The 19,192-nt window shown below is 60.2% G+C and carries 16 protein-coding genes; 5 read left to right on the top strand and 11 right to left on the bottom strand.

Going from position 1 to position 19,192, the window contains the following annotated elements:
- Positions 1-275: 275 nt before the first annotated feature.
- Together AC4LE2_RS19020 and prmA are read right to left on the bottom strand one after the other, a co-directional pair.
- Complete coding sequence (locus tag AC4LE2_RS19020) at positions 276-1,424, bottom strand: DUF3426 domain-containing protein (RefSeq protein WP_491827421.1); 1,149 nt, start codon at positions 1,422-1,424, stop codon at positions 276-278.
- A 52-nt stretch (positions 1,425-1,476) separates the two neighbouring features.
- Complete coding sequence (gene prmA / locus AC4LE2_RS19015; RefSeq protein ID WP_491827419.1) at positions 1,477-2,355, bottom strand: 50S ribosomal protein L11 methyltransferase; 879 nt, start codon at positions 2,353-2,355, stop codon at positions 1,477-1,479.
- Between the two features lie 167 nt (positions 2,356-2,522).
- On the opposite strand from prmA, the gene AC4LE2_RS19010 reads away from it, so the two are divergent.
- Positions 2,523-6,452: a dermonecrotic toxin domain-containing protein gene (locus AC4LE2_RS19010; RefSeq protein ID WP_491827417.1), complete on the top strand. Its 3,930-nt coding sequence runs from the start codon at positions 2,523-2,525 to the stop codon at positions 6,450-6,452.
- Between the two features lie 47 nt (positions 6,453-6,499).
- On the opposite strand, the gene accC is transcribed toward AC4LE2_RS19010, so the two are convergent.
- The 3 genes from accC to dsbD form a co-directional block, all read right to left on the bottom strand.
- The gene (gene accC, locus AC4LE2_RS19005; protein WP_491827416.1) at positions 6,500-7,852 is read right to left on the bottom strand and encodes an acetyl-CoA carboxylase biotin carboxylase subunit; all 1,353 of its coding nucleotides are present in this window, start codon (positions 7,850-7,852) and stop codon (positions 6,500-6,502) included.
- Between the two features lie 17 nt (positions 7,853-7,869).
- Positions 7,870-8,328, bottom strand: coding sequence for an acetyl-CoA carboxylase biotin carboxyl carrier protein (gene accB / locus AC4LE2_RS19000; protein WP_491827414.1), 459 nt, complete (start codon positions 8,326-8,328; stop codon positions 7,870-7,872).
- 469 nt (positions 8,329-8,797) lie between these two features.
- Positions 8,798-10,567: a protein-disulfide reductase DsbD gene (dsbD, locus tag AC4LE2_RS18995; protein WP_491827412.1), complete on the bottom strand. Its 1,770-nt coding sequence runs from the start codon at positions 10,565-10,567 to the stop codon at positions 8,798-8,800.
- Between the two features lie 343 nt (positions 10,568-10,910).
- Here dsbD and AC4LE2_RS18990 point away from each other — a divergent pair, with 343 nt between their 5' ends.
- The 4 genes from AC4LE2_RS18990 to speA all read left to right on the top strand — a co-directional run bounded on the left by AC4LE2_RS18990 (position 10,911) and on the right by speA (position 15,064).
- A complete protein-coding gene (locus tag AC4LE2_RS18990; protein ID WP_491827410.1) occupies positions 10,911-11,990 on the top strand; it encodes a DUF2333 family protein in 1,080 nt (359 codons plus the stop codon).
- A complete protein-coding gene (locus tag AC4LE2_RS18985) occupies positions 11,987-12,538 on the top strand; it encodes an NUDIX hydrolase (RefSeq protein WP_491827408.1) in 552 nt (183 codons plus the stop codon). The genes AC4LE2_RS18990 and AC4LE2_RS18985 overlap by 4 nt, the downstream gene beginning before the upstream one ends.
- Before the next feature lie 125 nt (positions 12,539-12,663).
- On the top strand, positions 12,664-13,035 hold the full coding sequence (locus tag AC4LE2_RS18980; RefSeq protein WP_491827407.1) for a translation initiation factor Sui1: 372 nt from the start codon (positions 12,664-12,666) through the stop codon (positions 13,033-13,035).
- A 115-nt stretch (positions 13,036-13,150) separates the two neighbouring features.
- Entirely contained in the window at positions 13,151-15,064 is a 1,914-nt protein-coding gene (gene speA, locus AC4LE2_RS18975; RefSeq protein WP_491827405.1) for an arginine decarboxylase, read from the top strand.
- Here speA and AC4LE2_RS18970 read toward each other — a convergent pair.
- The 6 genes from AC4LE2_RS18970 to AC4LE2_RS18945 form a co-directional block, all read right to left on the bottom strand.
- Positions 15,049-16,398, bottom strand: a complete 1,350-nt coding sequence (locus AC4LE2_RS18970; protein ID WP_491827403.1) for an MATE family efflux transporter — start codon at positions 16,396-16,398, stop codon at positions 15,049-15,051. The two genes, speA and AC4LE2_RS18970, sit on opposite strands and share 16 nt — an antisense overlap.
- Positions 16,399-16,463: 65 nt before the next feature.
- Positions 16,464-16,757 (bottom strand): hypothetical protein, encoded by a 294-nt coding sequence (locus AC4LE2_RS18965; protein WP_491828180.1) that lies wholly within the window; start codon positions 16,755-16,757, stop codon positions 16,464-16,466.
- A gap of 173 nt (positions 16,758-16,930) precedes the next feature.
- Positions 16,931-17,491, bottom strand: a complete 561-nt coding sequence (locus AC4LE2_RS18960; RefSeq protein WP_491827401.1) for a DUF4136 domain-containing protein — start codon at positions 17,489-17,491, stop codon at positions 16,931-16,933.
- Between the two features lie 17 nt (positions 17,492-17,508).
- On the bottom strand, positions 17,509-18,111 hold the full coding sequence (locus AC4LE2_RS18955) for a DUF4136 domain-containing protein (RefSeq protein WP_491827400.1): 603 nt from the start codon (positions 18,109-18,111) through the stop codon (positions 17,509-17,511).
- A 9-nt stretch (positions 18,112-18,120) separates the two neighbouring features.
- Positions 18,121-18,882 carry a methyltransferase domain-containing protein gene (locus AC4LE2_RS18950; RefSeq protein WP_491827398.1) on the bottom strand — a complete coding sequence of 254 codons (762 nt, stop codon included), beginning with the start codon at positions 18,880-18,882 and terminating at the stop codon, positions 18,121-18,123.
- The gene (locus AC4LE2_RS18945) at positions 18,879-19,184 is read right to left on the bottom strand and encodes a MazG-like family protein (protein WP_491827396.1); all 306 of its coding nucleotides are present in this window, start codon (positions 19,182-19,184) and stop codon (positions 18,879-18,881) included. Before AC4LE2_RS18945 ends, AC4LE2_RS18950 begins: the two co-directional genes overlap by 4 nt.
- Positions 19,185-19,192 lie beyond the last annotated feature (8 nt).

Raw genomic sequence — 19,192 nt, 5'->3', positions numbered from 1 at the left:
TGCCGAGGCGCCGTTAAAAGCCACGGCCCTTGGGCGCCGAGTACTCATTCACGACCTGTAAACCCACGCGCGAGCCTGATGCGATCAATGGGCGCGGCCCGCTCCCCTCCTGGCCGGGTGTTAACCCACGCACACCCCGGCGGGCCGGCTTATCACTAAGCCTGGAGTTCGAAAAAGGGATCGCATGATACCCGCTCTCGATGACTGGATAAAGGTCAAGTTGGATAAAATCTGAGCAGTGGGCGTCTCTGCCAAAACGCCGCCGATATCCTGCTTCACTCTGGGGAGTGGAACGACAAACTGTAGTTTACGGCCCGCTTGCCGGGATCGAGGATGTCCAGGGCGATATGAATGGGCACCTGTGGTGGCATTTCGGTTTGGCCCGACAGGTCGCCGCTCAGGTATTCAGACGGTTTGAAACGACGGCTGGCAATCAGCTTGTTGTTTAGGTCGGCAAAGCGCAGCTCTAGGAGGGGGAACGGCTGGCTGAAGGGCGCGCGGTTGTAAATGATCGCATCCACGACCAAGGCCCCTGCAAAAGAGGGGTGGCTGCGCACAACCAGATTACTGCTGCGAATAAGCTGAATGTCTACCCTGGAAGGCACGCTGCACCCCACTGCGGGGCAGAGTGTGATGAACCAGGACCGATACGCTTCCTGGCGAGCCAGCTCGTCAAAGTGGAACACTACGTATTGCGCGAGCAGGGCAAGCGCGGCAACGACCGTCAACCCCGTCCATAGCAGCTGTTTGCCAGGGGAGCTGTGAGGCTTTTCCCACTGTAACTGCAGTGGGTCGTCCTGAAGCGTGAGCAGGTGCTCTTCACGTAACTCAGGCTCACTGCGTGCTTGGCGGGTGGTGGGCGCGGCCTCCACATATGCTTGAAGGCGTGCTGCGTCCTGGGGCTCCAGGCCGTATGTAGGCGGGGAAGGCAGTGAGCCGTCGCCAGTGCCCAGTCGAGGCTCCTGCCTGCCCTCTGCCGACATGTTCATCTCGGCCAGCGGCTCGGCGTCATCCTGGTGATTGCCAAACAGGTCATCGGGCCAATCTTCGGCCTGGTCCCGCTGGGCACTCAACTCGGAAGGAGGCTTACCGGTAGTGGTGGGGTGTGCAGGACGTCGTTCGAGGCGGGCCAGCTCATCGTCAAGGTCAAGGTGGTCAAGGTCTGGCTCTGCGCTTTGCCATGTGGGCTGGCCCGCCTGCAGATGAGCAGGGGCGGGCATCGGCGTCATAGGGGGCTCATTGGGTGCCTGACGCAGGTCGGCGCCGGTAGCCGCTGTGCTTTGCTCAAGCAACTGACGAGCAGCATTGAAGACCTGTTTGCACGCGCCGCAGCGCACGGCACCACGCGCCACGCTCAACTGATTGTGGTTTACCTTGAAACGGGTCTGGCAATGCGGGCATTGGGTAACGAAGCTGTCGGTCATGCGGGTGTCCGGTCTGAGCAGGCTTGCGTGTACGGCGTGGTGGCGGCGCAGCTCAGGGGCGGCGGCGCCCGCTGATTCTTACCCAGCCATCGCGCTCGGCGATAGGGTCCAGCTCGAAGGCATCGGCGTAGGCTGCCGCGACTTCTTCGCCTTGCTCGGCGAGAATCCCGGACAAGGCCAGCAAGCCACCTGGGCGCACGTGGCTGGCCAGTTGCGAGGCCAGGCTAACCAGCGGGCCTGCCAGAATGTTTGCCACCAGCACGTCGGCTTTCAAGGGAGGCAATGCTTCAGGCAAGTAAAGCTTCAAGCGATCTTCGGCGATGCCGTTGCGCCCGGCGTTATCGCGCGAAGCCTCCAGCGCTTGAACGTCGATGTCAGTGCCAACGGCCTGCTGCGCGCCCAGCAAGAGGGCAGCAATGGCCAGGATGCCCGAGCCACAGCCGAAGTCCAGCACGTGGGTGCCTCCCAGCGCCTGACCGTCTAGCCATTCCAGGCAGAGTGCCGTGGTAGGGTGCGTGCCGGTCCCGAAGGCCAGCCCAGGGTCGAGCAACAGATTTACCGCATCGGGTTCAGGTGCCTGGTGCCAGCTGGGAACGATCCACAACCGTTGCCCGAAGCGCATCGGCTGAAAATTGTCCATCCAACTGCGCTCCCAGTCCTGGTCCTCGATCACTTCGGCGTAGTGATCGGGCAGATCCCCTGTTAGCAGTCGCAGATGAGCGAAGACCGCCGTGGGGTCGGTGTCGGACTCAAATAATGCCAGCAGGTGAGTGTGGGCCCATAAGGGTGTGGTGTTGAGCTCCGGCTCAAAGATCGGCTGGTCTTCGGCATCCATGAAAGTCACCGAAACCGCGCCGATGTCGAGCAGCGCATCCTCGTAGGTTTCAGCGTGTTCTGGGCCTATGGCCAGGCGGACTTGAAGCCAGGGCATGTCGTGTTCCTTTGCGTGATAGAGCGCGTGACGCGCGGTGAATCAGGCGGGCAAGTGTACTTCACCCGGCTTGGCTTCGGTATCGCTTGCGTACCAGGTTATCTATCTACTGCGTGGGCGTGGCTTCGATGCGTGAGTATCGAGGCTTTCTATCAGGAGGTACACGGATGCAACCTTTGAAAGCGGCAATGCGCGATGCTCAAACAATGGAAATGGGCGTGATAGAGGGTATGTCGATCGCCCTGGAGCGGTATCGTCAGTGGGCTGAGATACTTAACGAGCGTGTTGCCACGGTCCCGACCTTTCAACGCGTAACCCGTACCCGGTTGATAGCGGCCTTACGCACTCATTACCCTGAAGGTACCCTGCGAGAAAACCTGTTGGACGCCTTGCTTCTGGCAGTAGTGCGTCAAGCGCTGAATATGGGGCCACACACCTTTCTGCTTGATGAAGGACCTAGCGGGTTGGAAGAAGCACCTCTACCTGAGGTCAACGACGAGCGTGACCGAGTCTTGAGGGAGGTCATCCAGCAAGTGGGGAGTACCTTGGGGCCGGCCTATACGACGGCAGTGCGAGATCACCTCCTCTCACCCATGGAGCAGGTGACCGATGGGGCGGCGTTGCTATCACGCATAGAGCCGGTGGTTGAGCGTTGGGCCTCCGAGTTGGATCAAGTGCTTTCACCTGTTGTGTCTTCGGCCCCGGTAGACGTATTGACAGCGGTCTCTGAGGCCCGCGAGCAACTGCTGGAGTCGCTGACGCTCAACGAACTGCTTTCGGAGGAGGAGGGAAAACGGCTTGGCGAAGTCCTGCGAAACAACATCCCTTACTGGCTGCGTCTTGCTTCCCAGGAGGATAAAACACAGTTGGAGCAACTGGCGCAGCGGGTTCAAGAGCTTGACGAAGCCTTGGTTCGCGCCAAAGAAGGCCTGGATAGCCTTGAGCGTTTCGTTGCGCTGGAAGTCGCCGAGCATATCGAGCATCACCATGGCGTGTTCGTGGACCCTGCCCAAGTGCAGGTGACCACGGCCCATAGCGATACTAGAAGCGAGGGGGCGATTACCGAGCCTCTGCATGACGTGCTGATCAAAGGGCCCTATCCAGCGGCCGGCACTGTATGGCGTTGGGTCAGCGAGATGCCTGAGGACATAAATGTCGACACCGTGGATTGGCACTACCTGTTTGAGCACTTCGATGTGCGGGCCCGCTATCTCAGTGCTTTGAAGCAGTTCTACCAAGCAGCTGATACCCGTACCTTATTGTTCGACGCCATGGATGCCGCCCTGCTTCATAGTGCGTTCGCCGCTAAAATGCACGGCCACCTTAGTCAGGTTAACCATGACTTGATAATAAGAACACAGGCCCTAGTGGCGTCGACGTCGGTAACACTTCTAGCCTTGCCGCAGGTCGGGCCATTGTCGCTGCTGTTGTTCCAGCACCCAGACGAGCATGCGGTGTGCCCTTTTGTCTTGTACGCCCCTGAAAAGTATGACGGGCAGGAGTGGGTGGAGCTGCCCAGTTTGCGGGCTGTCATGCAGGAAATCGGCGGCTGGGTGCAGGACGAGCGCGGGCGCCTATATTTGCTAGAGCAATTACCTCGCCAATATCGCGCTAAGGCTGAGCGTTACCTGGAAGAAGTGTTTCTTAAACCTGTGCATTGGCAAACCAACCTGGATCTGCGCATTGCGCCAGAGGACTACCGAGCGGCGCTTAACAGAATGGTGGCTCAGTACGAAGCCAACGAACTGGAGACGATGGAATGGGCCTGTGCGCCCAGATGGTACATACAACAGCCATTGGAAATTCGTCATCAGGTGAATGCACTAAATGAGCAATTGAACCTGCAACAGCGCCACCTTGAGCAATCGGGCTTGAATCCAGAGCCTTTCGTGGTCTTCGCTAAACGTACGGTGGCTGAAGCCATCGCCCCCTACTTGAGCGAATGCGGCGTCACTGAGCCTGTTGACCCCGATACGATTCTGTTTGAATTCCAGAAGGGGGCGGTAATAGAGATTCCATTTTTAGACAATCCAAACGAACAAACAGCCACCTTGATGGACCTGGCCGTCACTGGCTATGACGACAATGCAGGCCTTGATAATCCGAACATGCCTGTGCGTTCTTCCATTGGCCAGGACCTGAGTAAAGTACGGGCCTCAGAACTGGCTATTTATATCCGCAGCGCTTACTTGGGAGACAAATACACCCGCGCAGTTAACGCCGAATACTTGGGTGACAAGGCCTCATGGCGGCGCGAAGTGTTTGGGCGCTTCACTGCCTTGAAGCTACGCCGCGATGCGTTGGTCAGCCATCTTAAAGGCCAACTAAGCGATAGGCAGTATGCAGCGATACAAGAGGCCATTGACGACGCTAGCGTTCCAGGCGCGTCTACCGCTACTTGGTTGTTCAAAACCACAGTACATGATCAGATCATTTCGCAGGTTTATCTGGTGCGTTTGCCAGGTGAGCCTTCCGAACAAGCGCTGCTTTATACCCCTGAGGCTCCTGACGGTCTGGCTTTCCGCCCCTATGCCAGCGCCATGAACGAAGGCTTGTCGGTGGAGATGCAATTGTACGTTCAAGAGCGTGCCCAGATGGCCGCGCAGGAGAGTGTCAGAAAGCGGTTAGCAGACATCAGCTTAGGCAAAGCTTCAGCGGACGCGCCTGACTCGGGCGCCGCTGTGACGAGCCTTGGCGACGAATACACCGCCTTGGTGGAGCATATGCTCGCCGATGTGGACTGGATCACAACAAGCCGTCGAGAGTTCATCACCGAACAGGTACTTAAGGGGGTCGGATTCGCGGCCGTTCCACTAGGGGTGATCTTTCCTCCATTGGGGTTTGCACTGGACCTGGCATTCCTCGCAGTGGATGTAGGCCGAGGCTACCAGGCGTACCGGCAAGGAGACACCGCCGCAGCGGTGGTGTTCTTCACAACCGCTTATGTCTCGGGCTTATTCCTTCTACTGCCAGTGGGGTATCACTATTTCGAGGCGGCACGTTCGTCCCGTGCTCTAGCACGGCGCTCATCAGGGGTGTACCACGGTGCCCGCGGCCCACGTCCTCTCAACTCCAGGCATGGGTTACGTGAGGCAGCCGATGTCCTGGACATACGTCAAGCGCTGCCCGCCGCCCCTCAGGGCTTGGAGCAGGTCGCCGGCGAGGGGTTGACGGCAGGCCTTTATCGGTTACCTGACGATGGGCTAACACTACAGAGCCGGTATTGTATCCGGCAGAGCGGGCGCTACTTTGAAGTGAGCCTGGATGACCAGGCGGGTACTTTGCGTTTGGTTGACGCACGTAACCCCCGGGCACACTACAAGATGCCTATACACCGCACGGCCGAGGGCCATTGGGCGTTCAATCCATCTGTTGGCGTACGAGGAGGCAGGGCCCCCCTCTACGTGGGCGCACTGGATGACCTGAACGAGGTGTTGCCTCCAACTACGCAGTTTAAACCTGAGCGCGCCGCCCTGGCCGGGGAGGGCGTGATAGGCAGTTACAATCCTGCTCACGCAGAGAATTATCTGCTAGGCGTTGAAGTTCAGGGTTCGGTGGTAACCACATTGTTCAACCCAGGCACCGGCAAGGGCGCTGTGCTCAACATAGACCATGGTATCGCCACGCCGATTAAAGAGAGCCTTGACCGAGCCGTCAAGGCCCTAGGGCCGATCGACCCTATGAAACCTATTCAGGCAGCGACCGTGGGGGGCGACTGGCTAACCCTGCCAGGTGACGTTCTGCAGCAGGTAAACCACGCGCTTGGGCTGCAAAGTGTACTGACTCGGCCGGAACACTGGCTTCCAGGCAATGGGCTGGGCGGCGTTAAAGGCGTATTGTTGGACCTCAAGACAGGTGGGTCATTGGTGTGGCGATTCACCAGCCAGGGTCGGCGAGCCTTCTATGACCCCCTACGTCAGTACCCCGTGATTTGGGATGCAGACCTGCGCTCCAGGGCTCAGCGTTTTTGGCAGCGGCTTAAAGACGGGCGTTGGCAGGAAGCCGGCCCAGGGAAGTACGGCAATAGGGTAAGGGAAGTAGACGCAGAAGCGGGAAGGGAGAGTGCAGCCATTGTGCTACATGAGCTAGCAGAGTAAGCCGTTATCGCCGCATGCCGGGAATGCCTGGCATGCGACGATCGATATTACCGAGCTTTTTCTTCTGCCAGCTTGTGTTCCAGGTAGTGAATGTTGACACCCCCTTCACAGAAGCCCTCATCGCGGACCAGATCCCGGTGCAAGGGGATGTTGGTCTTGATGCCGTCTACGACGATTTCATCCAGCGCATTGCGCATGCGCGCCATGGCTTCGTCGCGGTCCTTGCCGTAGGTAATGAGCTTGCCGATCAGCGAGTCGTAGTTCGGTGGCACTGCATAACCGCTGTACAGGTGCGAATCTACCCGTACGCCATTGCCGCCAGGTGCATGGAAGTGCTTGACCGTACCTGGGCTCGGAATGAAGGTGCGCGGGTCTTCAGCATTGATCCGGCATTCCAGGGAGTGACCACGAATGACCACGTCTTCCTGGGTGAACGACAGCTTGTTGCCTGCCGCAATGCTAAGCATTTCCTTCACGATGTCGATACCGGTGACCATCTCGGATACCGGGTGTTCGACCTGTACGCGGGTGTTCATTTCAATGAAGTAGAAACGCCCATCCTCATAAAGGAATTCGAACGTTCCGGCGCCACGGTAGCCGATCTCGATGCACGCTTTTACGCAGCGGGCCAATACTTCTTCACGGGCCGCTTCGTCGATCCCAGGCGCAGGCGCTTCTTCCAGCACCTTCTGATGGCGGCGTTGCAGAGAACAGTCACGGTCACCCAGGTGAATGGCGCTGCCCTGACCATCGGAAAGCACCTGCACTTCCACGTGACGTGGGTTGGTGAGGAACTTTTCGAGATACACCATAGGGTTGCCGAACGCGGTACCCGCTTCGTTGCGGGTCAGCTTGGCCGACGCGATGAGGTCTTCTTCCTTGTGAACCACGCGCATACCACGGCCACCACCGCCACCAGCGGCCTTGATGATGACGGGATAACCCACTTCCCGGCCGATGCGTAGTGCTTCGGCTTCGTCTTCAGGCAGTGGGCCATCGGAGCCCGGCACGGTAGGCACGCCTGTACGCTTCATGGCGTCCTTGGCGGAGACCTTGTCACCCATCAGGCGTATGGTGTCGGCCTTGGGGCCGATGAAGGCAAAGCCGGATTTCTCGACCTGCTCAGCGAAGTCTGCGTTCTCGGCAAGGAAGCCATAGCCAGGGTGAATGGCAGTGGCGCCGGTCACTTCGGCTGCGGCGATAATGGCCGGGATATGCAGGTACGATTTCGCGGCAGGGCCAGGGCCTATGCAAACAGATTCATCGGCCAGGCCCAGGTGCATCAGCTCACGGTCGGCGGTGGAATACACCGCGACGGTCTTGATGCCCAGTTCCTTGCACGCGCGAAGGATACGAAGGGCGATCTCGCCGCGGTTGGCGATCAGAACTTTTTCCAACATCGCAGGCTCTCCGCGGGTCAAACGATGGTGAACAGCGGCTGGTCGAACTCAACCGGCTGCCCGTCTTCCACCAGGATGGACTCGATGACACCACTGACTTCGGCTTCGATGTGGTTCATCATTTTCATGGCTTCGACGATGCACAGGGTGTCGCCTTTTTTCACCGTTTGCCCCACTTCGGCAAAGTTAGGCGACGCAGGCGATGGCTTGCGGTAGAAGGTGCCCACCATCGGGGAGCGTGCCACGCTGCCATTGAGCTTTGGAGCAGCAGGAGCGGCATCGGCAGCCACTGGGGCAACCGGCGCGGCGGCAGGAGCCGGCGCAGGTGCAACCGGAGGCGCGGCATAGAATTGCTGCGCAGGCGCCTTGCTATGGCGGCTGATCCGTACGGATTCTTCGCCTTCTTTGATTTCCAGCTCATCGATGCCGGATTCTTCCAGCAGCTCGATCAGTTTCTTTACTTTACGAATATCCATGAACTTCAACTCCCGCATGGGTCAGGGGTTTAAAGGCAAAAGGGTTCAGGGTGTCCTGAATGGCCTGGCAGCCCGGTCGGTTGACATCGGCACTGTTGGCCGCAAGCCTCGGCATGCTTGACGCCGCCGGGGCTGATACGTATGTCCTTGAGCGCACATGGGTAAACAGCGCGTCAGGGTGTGGGATGCTCACCGCAGGCACCGCGTCACTTCACAACGCCCCGGCAGCACTACCTTTGGGTAAGCCATTGCAGAAGATGCAGGCAAAACCACCATCGTCGGACCCTTTCTAAGGTTCTTGTAATCAAATGCGGGGCCGACTATGCCCAAATAACAGCGAACTGTCCAGTTTGGCGAAGCTGCCCGCACAATTGGCGAGAATACCGACATTTATTTGACTGATACGAAGCGGATGGCGGTGGGTTGGGCTTGCTACCCAAAGGGAAGCGCTCGTGGTACCGCGCTACTCCTAAGGAAGTTTGGCAAGAAAGCCTGCAAGGTCGATTTCCCCTACGATACGCGAACTCTGGATTTCACCGCCGTTGGCAGCAAAGAACTGGATGATGGGCGGGCCGAACAGGCCGTAACGGTCAAGGAGTGCGCGCTGTGCCGCGGTGCTTGAGGTGATATCGAAGCGCAGCGTGCGGTACCCCTCAAGTTTGGCCACGGCCGCAGGTTGATTAAGCACCTCGCGCTCAATCACTTTGCAGCTGATGCACCAATCGGCATACCAATCCAGTATCACCGGAGTGCCTTGCGCAGACGCTTGCGCCAAGGCCTGCTCAAGCGCCGTGACGTCGGTGAGGGTTTGCCAGGCCTGCGCCTGAGCAGGGCCCGATTGCCCCGTCACCTGCGTGCGCTCCAAGGGCTGCACAGGATTACCGCCGCCGCTGAACGCACCTACCCAGCAGGCCAGGCCATAGGTTACGCAGAGCAACCCAGCCACTTGTCGAAGGCGCGCGGCAGCAGGCTTGCCGGGCGCAATGTCCAATGCACCGAGGAACACACCGATGCCTGTGGCCAGCAGGCCGACCAGTACCAGCACCGCAGGGCCAGGCAACACCCGGCTGAGCAGTGCAATAGCCAGGCCCAGCAGCAGTACGCCAATGGCATGCTTGACCGACTCCAGCCAGGGGCCGCTGCGGGGTAGCCACGCGGCGCCGCCGGTACCGATCAGCACCAGCGGCGCGCCCATGCCAAGGCCAAGTGCCAGGAGCTTGAGCCCGCCGCCCACCGCATCTCCGCTTGCGCTGATGTACAGCAACGCGCCAGCCAGCGGGGCCGATACGCAGGGGGACACCAGCAGGCTGGACAACACGCCTAGCGCGGCAGCGCCTAACAGTGAGCCCCCTTGCGTGCGCCCGGCCAGGCTATCGAGCCAGTCGTTCAGCCGGCGTGGAAGGCGAAGTTCGAAGGTGCCGAACATTGCAAGGGCGAACAGGCCGAAGAACAAGGCAAACGGAACCAGGACCCACATCGATTGCAGGCGCGATTGAAGGTTGAGGCTTGCCCCGAATAGCCCCATCAGGGCGCCCAATAGGGCGAAGCATGCGGCCATCGGCAGCACATAGGCCAACGAGAGGCTCAACCCTCGCAGGCCGCCGACCTGGCCTCGCAATACCACGCCCGACAGGATAGGCAGCATTGGCAATACGCACGGGGTGAAAGTAAGGCCCAGCCCCGCCAGGAAGAACAGCGCGAGGTCTTGCCAGCCCCAGCCGGAGGGTACCGAGAGCGTTGACGATGGCGTAGCGGGGGAGGAACCCTCGGCACTAGCGAGGGCCGGAACGGCCAGTCGCTCGGTTTCCGGTGGGTAACACAAGCCTTTATCCGCGCAGCCTTGATACGTCACGACTAGGGTGAAGGCCTGGCTCGCTTGCGAAGGGCGGGGGATCTGGACATCTACTACGTTGTGGTACACCTCCACATCACCAAAGTATTCGTCATGTTTTTTGTCACCGGCAGGCAGGCTGGGTGGGCCAAGATCTATGCCGGCAGGCTCGGTGGTGAATTGCAGGCGATGGCGGTACAGATAGTAGCCTTCGGCAGCCACAAAGCGCAGACCGATGGTGCCTTGCGAGTCGGCGACCTGGCTGAGCTGGAATGCTTCGCGAACGGGAAGAAAGCGCTCGCCGCCTACCGATGACGACCCAATTGCCGCGCTCGGACGGCTCCCCAGTAAATCAGCGGTAGCAGGAAGAGACATCAATAGCAGCAAGGCGAGTAACAAACGGTGCATAGGAGCCTCATCGGGATAGTCGGGGTGCATCATAACCAAGGCGAGAGGGTGGGCCGTACCGCGTATGTGACTAAAATCAACGCGGTGTGGCCATCCAGCGCCTGGACCACTCTGCAGCGTACCGATTAGCTCAGCATTAGAGGCGAGCTGGCCTCTGGCACGGCGTACCACCTGCTCCAAGCGTGCCAAGGGTATGGGTAGGCGGCCTGCCCAGCCTACTTTATAGTGCGGGCTACCATGAACAGTGGGGCCCGCCGCTATTCAGGCGGCACCCGTGGCACGTTGCACCATAGCGAACCGGCGCTGTCGAACCGAACACCCGCAAGCATGAAAGGACAATCCAATGCTCGACTGGAAGAAACGTACAGACACCCCTGATTCGCCTGGGGCGTCCCCGGCGAGCGGCAAGGCAACAACCTCTGCGAAAGGGCACTGGCGCAGCCTATTGCTCAGCCGTGCGTTGCTGACGGTAGTAGGGCTGTACCTGCTGGTCGTGATCGTGCTGGGGATCTACTGGAGCCGTGAGCCCGATCTGTTCTCGGTGCAGCAGAACGCTCAAGGGGCGATACAGCGCGAAGGCCGGCAGATGGTCGTAGGGTTCACGACCGCCGAAACCCTCAAGCAAGTGGCCAGCACCCTGTTGGATAAGCCCGGTGGCTACCTGTCCAACGATCGTCTGCCCCCCGGCGTGTGGCTGGATAACATGCCAAGCTGGGAGTATGGCGTGCTGGTCCAGGTGCGTGACCTGAGTCGTGCCTTGCGTAAGGACTTTGCCCGCTCCCAGTCCCAATCCACCGAGGATGGGGATTTGGCTCGCGCCGAGCCACGCTTCAACTTCGACAACAAGAGCTGGATGCTGCCCTCTAGCGAGTCTGAGTTCCGAGAAGGCCTGAAGTCGCTGAGCAACTACCAGCGTCGTCTTACCGACCCCAACCCTAACGCGTTCTTCTATGCCCGTGCCGACAACCTCAATAACTGGCTCGGGGACGTCTCTACGCGCCTAGGCTCGTTGTCGCAGCGATTGTCCGCCAGTGTTGGCCGGGTAAAGCTGGACACCACGGTGAAGGTAGAAAACTTCGCCCCAGGCAGCGCGCCGCAACTGGAAGAGCAATTCGTAGAAACGCCTTGGATGCAGATCGACAACGTGTTCTATGAAGCGCGGGGCGAGGCGTGGGCTCTGTCGCATCTGCTGCGTGCCATCGAGGTGGACTTCGCTGACGTATTGGCCAAGAAGAACGCGACCGTCAGCGTGCGGCAGATCATCCGCGAGCTTGAAGCCTCTCAGGCGCCGCTATGGAGCCCGGTGATACTCAACGGTAGCGGGTTTGGTGTGTTCGCTAACCATTCGCTGGTCATGGCCAACTATATTTCTCGCGCCAACGCGGCAGTGCTGGATTTGCGTCAGTTGCTGTCTCAGGGATGATGGAAAGCCCCCTGATTGGGGCTGCCGAGGCAGCCCATCGCGCGGCGTCCGACCGTGAGCTCATCGCGTGGGTGGACGATCAGGATCGGTTGCTGGGGGAAATGCCCAGGGCACAATTGCGTGCCCAAGGGTTGATCGGCCGGGGTACGTTCATCGTGCTGTTCGACGAACGAGGCAGGCTCTGCGCCCAACAGCGCACCCTGAGCAAGGCTGTGTATCCAGGTTATTGGGATGCGGCCGCAGGCGGCATGGTGCAGGCAGGCGAAACCTATGAGGCATCGGCGGCCCGTGAGTTGGCTGAGGAGTTGGGCGTGACAGGCATACCCCTGCGCGAGCACGGGCGGTTTCTGTTCGAAGCGCCCGGTAACCGGCTGTGGTGCGGTGTGTTTTCTACCGTGTGGGGTGGCCCTTTGCAGGTGCAGGCTGAAGAAATAAGCCAGGTGTGTTTTCTTGAGCCGCACGCATTGGCGACGCATGTGGCGCACGAACCCTGGTGCCCTGACTCGCTTGAAGCGTTGCGGCGCTACTTTCCTCACCTGCTTGGTTAATTGCCTGGGCGGCCAAACTGAATCAGGCGGCCCCACTTTCTCTAAATTGCAGTGGCGTGGGCCTTAGCACGGGCCCTTTTTGCCGTTAAACTGCGCGCCCCTTTCAATCCTACAGAGGATTGCCAATGGCTAAAAAAGCCTCTTCCTTTGCCTCGCTGGGTGGTCTGGTGTACTCCACCGATAGCGGCCGGCATTGCCCTGAGTGTGGCAAGCCCGTGGCCGATTGCCTGTGCGCTCAGGCAAAAGTGCCTGAAGGCGACGGCATTGCCCGCGTGCGCCGAGAGAGCAAGGGGCGCGGTGGCAAGACGGTAACGACTGTTACCGGGGTCCCGCTGGCACTTGAAGCGCTTAAAACCCTGGCCGCCGACCTCAAACGCCGGTGTGGTTCCGGGGGCGCGCTCAAGGACGGCGTCATTGAAATACAGGGCGACCACGTTGACCTGTTGCTGGCCGAACTGGCCCGACAGGGGTACAAGGCGAAGAAGTCCGGTGGTTGAACGCTTCTAAACTCGGCGCTGCGAGTGGGGTCTATCCGCCAAGCGCCTTTACCACTTTTTCCATTCGCCGACAGGCCAGCGTCTTGTTGGCTGGGCCTATTTACAGGGGACTTCGATGTCCGTACGACGCACGCGCAAAGACGATGGCAGCCAATGGACCGTTGCGGACAGCCGTAGCGTTTATGGAATCAGGCATTGGGGCGCAGGTTACTTCGCGATCAATGAGGCGGGGCGCGTGGAAGTCAGGCCCAATGGGCCCGACAGCGCGCCTATCGACCTGTTCGAGCAAGTGCAGCAGCTACGCAAGAGCGGCTTGTCGCTGCCGTTGCTGGTGCGTTTTCCGGATATTCTTCAACACCGCGTGCGGCAGCTGACCGGTGCGTTCGATGCCAATATCGAGCGGCTTGAATACCAGAACCGGTACACCGCCTTGTACCCGATCAAGGTCAACCAGCAGGAAGCGGTGGTGGAAAACATCATCGCCACCCAGGATGTGTCCATCGGCCTGGAAGCAGGTTCCAAGCCCGAACTCATGGCAGTGCTGGCCCTCGCGCCCAAGGGCGGTACCATCGTCTGCAACGGCTACAAGGACCGCGAGTTCATTCGCCTGGCGCTCATTGGGCAGAAGCTCGGTCACAACGTGTTCATCGTGATCGAGAAGGAGTCCGAAGTGCAGTTGGTGATCGAAGAAGCCGCTGAGCTGAAGGTCAAGCCTCAAGTGGGTTTGCGCGTTCGTTTGTCGTCCCTGGCGTCGAGCAAGTGGGCGGACACCGGCGGCGAAAAATCCAAGTTCGGGTTGTCTGCGGCGCAATTGATCTCCGTAGTGGCGCGCTTTACCGAAGCAGGGCTGGAGCAGGGCATCCGTTTGCTTCACTTCCATATGGGGTCGCAGATCGCCAACCTTGCCGATTACCAGCACGGCTTCAAGGAAGCGATCCGTTACTACGGGGAACTGCGCAACCTTGGGCTGCCGGTTGACCACATTGACGTGGGCGGCGGCCTGGGCGTGGACTACGACGGCACCCATTCGCGCAATGCAAGCTCCATCAACTACGACATGGACGACTACGCCGGCGTGGTGGTTGGCATGCTCAAAGAGTTCTGCAACGAGCAGGAGCTGCCCCACCCGCACATCTTCTCTGAAAGTGGCCGCTCCCTGACGGCTCACCACGCCGTGCTGGTGATGCAAGTCACGGACGTGGAGCGCCACAACGACGAAACCCCAGAGTTGCCAGCCCCCGAAACGCTGCCGGAAACGCTTCAATGGCTGGCAGACCTGTTGGGCCCTACCGACCCGGAGATGGTGACCGAGATCTACTGGCGCGCCACCCACTACATTGGCGACATTGCAGCGCAGTACGCCGATGGCAAGGTCACCTTGGCGCAAAAGGCCTTGGCCGAACAATGCTATTACGCGGTGTGCCGCAAGTTGCATAACCTGCTCAAGGCCCGCCAGCGCAGCCACCGCGCGATCCTGGACGAGCTCAACGACAAGCTCGCTGACAAGTACATCTGCAATTTCTCGGTATTCCAGAGCCTGCCCGACACCTGGGCCATTGGGCAGGTGCTGCCCATATTGCCCCTGCATCGCCTGGATGAAGAGCCCGTTCGCCGCGCTGTGCTGCAAGACTTGACGTGCGATTCGGACGGCAAGATCAAGCAGTACGTGGATGAGCAGAGCATTGAAACCAGCCTGCCCGTGCACCCTGTCAATAAAGACGAGGATTACATGCTGGGCGTGTTTCTGGTGGGTGCGTACCAGGAAATTCTGGGTGACATGCACAACCTGTTCGGTGACACCGATTCGGTGAATATCTACCAGAACGCTAACGGTAGCGTGTACCACGCCGGTATCGAGACCCACGACACCATTGAGGACATGCTGCGCTATGTACACCTGTCGCCTGAAGAGCTGATGACCCATTACCGTGACAAGGTCGCCAGCGCCAAGATCAGCGCGCGTGAGCGCACCACCTTCCTGGATGCCCTTCGTCTGGGCCTCACCCGTTCGTCCTACCTGTCGTCGTGAGCTAACCACTGACGCGTGCGTGCAAGTTTCAGGGCGATGGCACCCAATGTCATTGCCCTGGCAGCCATAAAGCCCAGGAAGCTCAGCCATACGCCGTGGTTTCCCCAGCCGCGCGTTGCCCAGGCCAAGGGAAGTGCCAGCAGCAGGCTCACAAGCATGCCGTTGCGCATTTCCCTGGCGCGAGTGGCACCAATGAACAACCCATCCAGCAAGTAACTCCATACCGCTATCAAGGGCAGCACTGCCAGGTACGGGAGTGCGCGCCCGGCTGTTTCCCGTACCTCGGGTATGTTGGTTTGGAGCTCGATAAACCAGTGCCCGAACGCGCTGAACAAGCCCACGAAGCCCAGACTGGCCAGCAACGACCAGCCTGCAGCGACGACCAGGGAACGACGCAGGGCCGAGCGGTCACCTGCACCTATCGCGTGGCCGCACAGGGCTTCCACGGCGTGGGCCAGGCCGTCCAGGGCGTGAGCGGTTAGCAGCAGACCGTTGAGTAGCAGCGCATTGGCGGCCACGGTAGCGTCACCCAGGCGAGCACCTTGTAAGGTAATCAGTAAGAACACGGCCTGCAGCGCCAGGCTGCGGATGAAGATATCGCGGTTTACACGCAACAACGGCGACCAACTGGGCCATTGTTTTAGCCGTTGCCAAGGGACACGGCCACCGTAAGCGTTGAGGGCCGGCCTTGCCAAGGCTAACCCCAGCCCCAGGCCAAACCATTCTGCGATGACCGAGGCCCAGGCCGAACCGGCCACTCCCCAACCCAGGCCAATCACGAAGCTCAGGTTAAGTACAACGTTCAGGCCATTGGTGGCCAGCAGCATGGCCAAGGGGGCCCGTGCGTTCTGGGTGCCGAGGAACCACCCTACCAGGGCAAAGCTGCCCAACGTGGCGGGTAATGCGAGCAAGCGCACATGGAAGAACGCCAATGTACTACTGACCAGTGCGGGTGAGGGGTGCATCCACGCCAGTGCGAGCTGGCTAAAGGGAATGGAAAGTACGCCCAGCAGTGCGGCGAACCCTAGCGCCAGCAACAGGCCCTGCGCCAATACCTGACGCAGGCTGTCACCGTCGCCACGCCCGGCGGCCTGAGCGGCGAAGCCGGTAGCGCCCATGCGCAAAAATCCGAAGGCCCACGCCAATAGGCTAAACAGGCTTGCGCCGATAGCCACTGCCCCTAACTGGTGGGCATGGGGCAGATGGCCAATCACGGAGCTGTCTACCAAGGCAACGAGCGGTACCGAGATATTGGACAACATCATCGGCGCTGCCAAAGCCCAGACCCTACGGTGAGTAGGGCGGTGGCGCCAGTCCTGCGCAAATAGGGTCATGCTCACACCCACGGAGGGCTCCTCGGGCAACGGGGCGCATTACCATAGCGCAAACCGCCGTGAGGTTAATGCATGATCCAGCTCAACAGCCAAAGCCCGAGCAGGGCCCAGATGATCCCCATCACGATGCTGGCTCGCATAAAGGCGCGCACCGCCGAGAACAGCAGAATCAGCCCCACGACCAGGGCGAGAATGCTGATGAGCGAGGTGTCCATGCCCAGCGTGCGTGACAGCCCTTCGACAAAATTGCCGCCAGCATGGGCGAGGCCGCCAAATATCCATTCCAGACCATCCACGATAAAGCGGATAACCGCGCCGAGCGCCTGGCCCAGCCATTCGAAAAAGCCTTCTACCTGCATGCTGTCGTTCCAGTTGCCGGCGGGCGCCGGGTGCGTGGCTTTGGTCACCCGACGCCGTGAGTGGTTCCCGAGCCGCTTGGTTTTCCTCTCGTCTTCGGCGCTTGGCGAGCCGAGGTGATTAACCGCCCGAACACCTATCAACACACATAGCCCGAAGCCCCTCTGAGCGAGACTTAGCGTGGAGGGTACTGCTGCAGCAGGGCGTTGACCGTCTGGCGCAACGTGGCCTCGCGCTCGGCAGGGCTGGCACGGTCGTCGGTTACGATCTGCGCCTGGCTGGCGCGCCATACCAGCTTGCCGTCTTGGCCGTCGAATACGTCCAGCTGCAGGGTAGCCACCTGGTAGTCAAGGCTGCGGGTTTCATTCCAGCCTTGGTTCATCCAGCCGCCGCCCCAACCTGGGCCCCAAGGGCCGCCGTACCGGGTAGTGACCTGTTGCTGGCGGTTATCTATGATCAGCCAGGCTTGCACCCTGATGTCAGGTGCGGCCTTGTCTGCCTGTCGCAGGCCACGCTGCTCCAGTTGATCGGCAACAGCCTGCCGCAACCGCTGCTCGGTCAGGTCGCTGTGGATGCGAGGGTCATCCGGTCGATATTGCAGCGCAGGCGCTTGCCATGACCATGTCCGGTAGCGAGCGAAATCCCGTGAGGTGTCATAGTCCCGGCTTACCGGGTCAACCTGGCAACCACTCAGGTTCAAGGCCAGGAGGCAGCACAGCCACAGCAGTCTACGCATTGGGAACCTCACGAACGTCAGTTGGGGGGATAACTGCCCAGGGCACGGTTGATCGCTGTACGCAATGCGTCCACCCGCTGGCCTTGGCTGCCCTGGGCAGCGGTATCGGCAGCCGCGCTCCAGATTTCTTGGCCGTTGGCGGCGTCGAACAGGTGAATGCCTACAACGGTTACGTACACTTCATACGTGCGTACGACGGACGGAGCACCATAACTGCCATATCCGCCGTAGGGGCGATAGCCTGGGCCGTAATAGCCGCCGTAGTCTTCTTGCACCTGCTGGAGCCGGCGTTCCTGTCGAAGTTCGACGGCCACTCTGATATCTGCCGCCTCGGCCCGAGCAGGGCGAAGGCCTCGTTGGTCCAGGCCTGCACTTACTGCTTCAGCGATTTGCTCCGGGGTGGCCCAGGTGCTGCCCGCAGGGACGCGGTCGTTTACCCATGCCCAGCGTTGGTAGCGCCCATAATCACGAGGCGCTGCGGGATAGGCGCTTGCATCGAAGGTATGAGCGGCCATGGCCGGGGCCGGCGGCAATGGCAACGAACTGGCGACGTAGGGATTGGGTGACTGACACGCTGCCAGGGCCAGGCAACTCAGTAGGGCGCAGAGGTGACGGCGCATGAGGCCTCCTCAGAGGTGTGCAATCGGGCGGCATAGCCAATGCAGGTAACGCCCCAAGCCCGCGAACGCGGGGTGACGGCGGTACTCAAGCTCCATGGCAATCAGGTCGGGTACGTTGGCCTTGGCCTGGAAATCCATAGGCATGTAGTCATGGAACACGCGAACCCCACTACGGTGTTCGACCCGCCAGGCGCCATTGAGTTGCGCTTCCAGCTGGCGCGGGTCCAGTGGCGTTTGAGGGGTAAGGCTCTGCTTCTCACCCGCCAGGCTTTCGCCCTTTAGCTTACGAAAGTGGCCCTTTAGCAGGTTCCGGTATACCAGGGCGTCACGGTTATAGAAGGCCAATGACAGCCACCCTTCGGGCGCTACCCAACGCGCCAGTGCGGGGAAGATGGCAGCTGGCTCCGCCAACCACTCCACGACCGCATGGCAAATCACCAGATCGTAGGCCTGCTCGTTTATATGGTCGCCCAAGCATTGCCACGGAGCGTGAATGAAGGTGGCTTCCAGGTTGGCATCGGCAAAGCGTTGCCGTGCAGCCTCAAGCATCGGCTCGGCAGGCTCGACCAAAGTCACCTGGTGGCCCTGGGCTGCAAGCCAGGCGCCCATGTGGCCTAGCCCGGCGCCTACATCCAATACACGCATCGGCCTGGAGGGGAGGACCTCGTTCAAGTCGGCCTGCAGCACGGCCAAGCGGATTTCTCCTTTGGCGCCACCGTAGATCTTGTTGGCAAAGCGTGTGGCCAGGGCATCGAAGTGGCGGTCTTTCATCGGGCGAACCGCCGCTCGTTGTCCGCCAGCTTGGCGCTCACCACGTCATTCATGTCCAGGCCCAGCTCGCTGCACAGCAACAACAGGTACAGCACCACGTCACCAATTTCCTGGCCCGCATGGGCAAGCTGATCTGGAGGGAGCGATTTGGATTGTGCTTCGGTAAGCCATTGGAAGATTTCGACCAGCTCGGCCATCTCCACACTGGCGGCCATGGCCAGATTTTTGGGGCTGTGGTAGCGCCGCCACTCGTTGGCATCGCGGATACGGTGCATGCGTGTGGTCAGTTCTTGCAGATTCATGGGCGTCT

The organism is Pseudomonas sp. 9.3L (assembly GCF_058536285.1).
The sequence above is the reverse complement of the archived record's forward strand: the minus strand, read 5'-3'. Positions and strand labels throughout refer to the sequence as shown.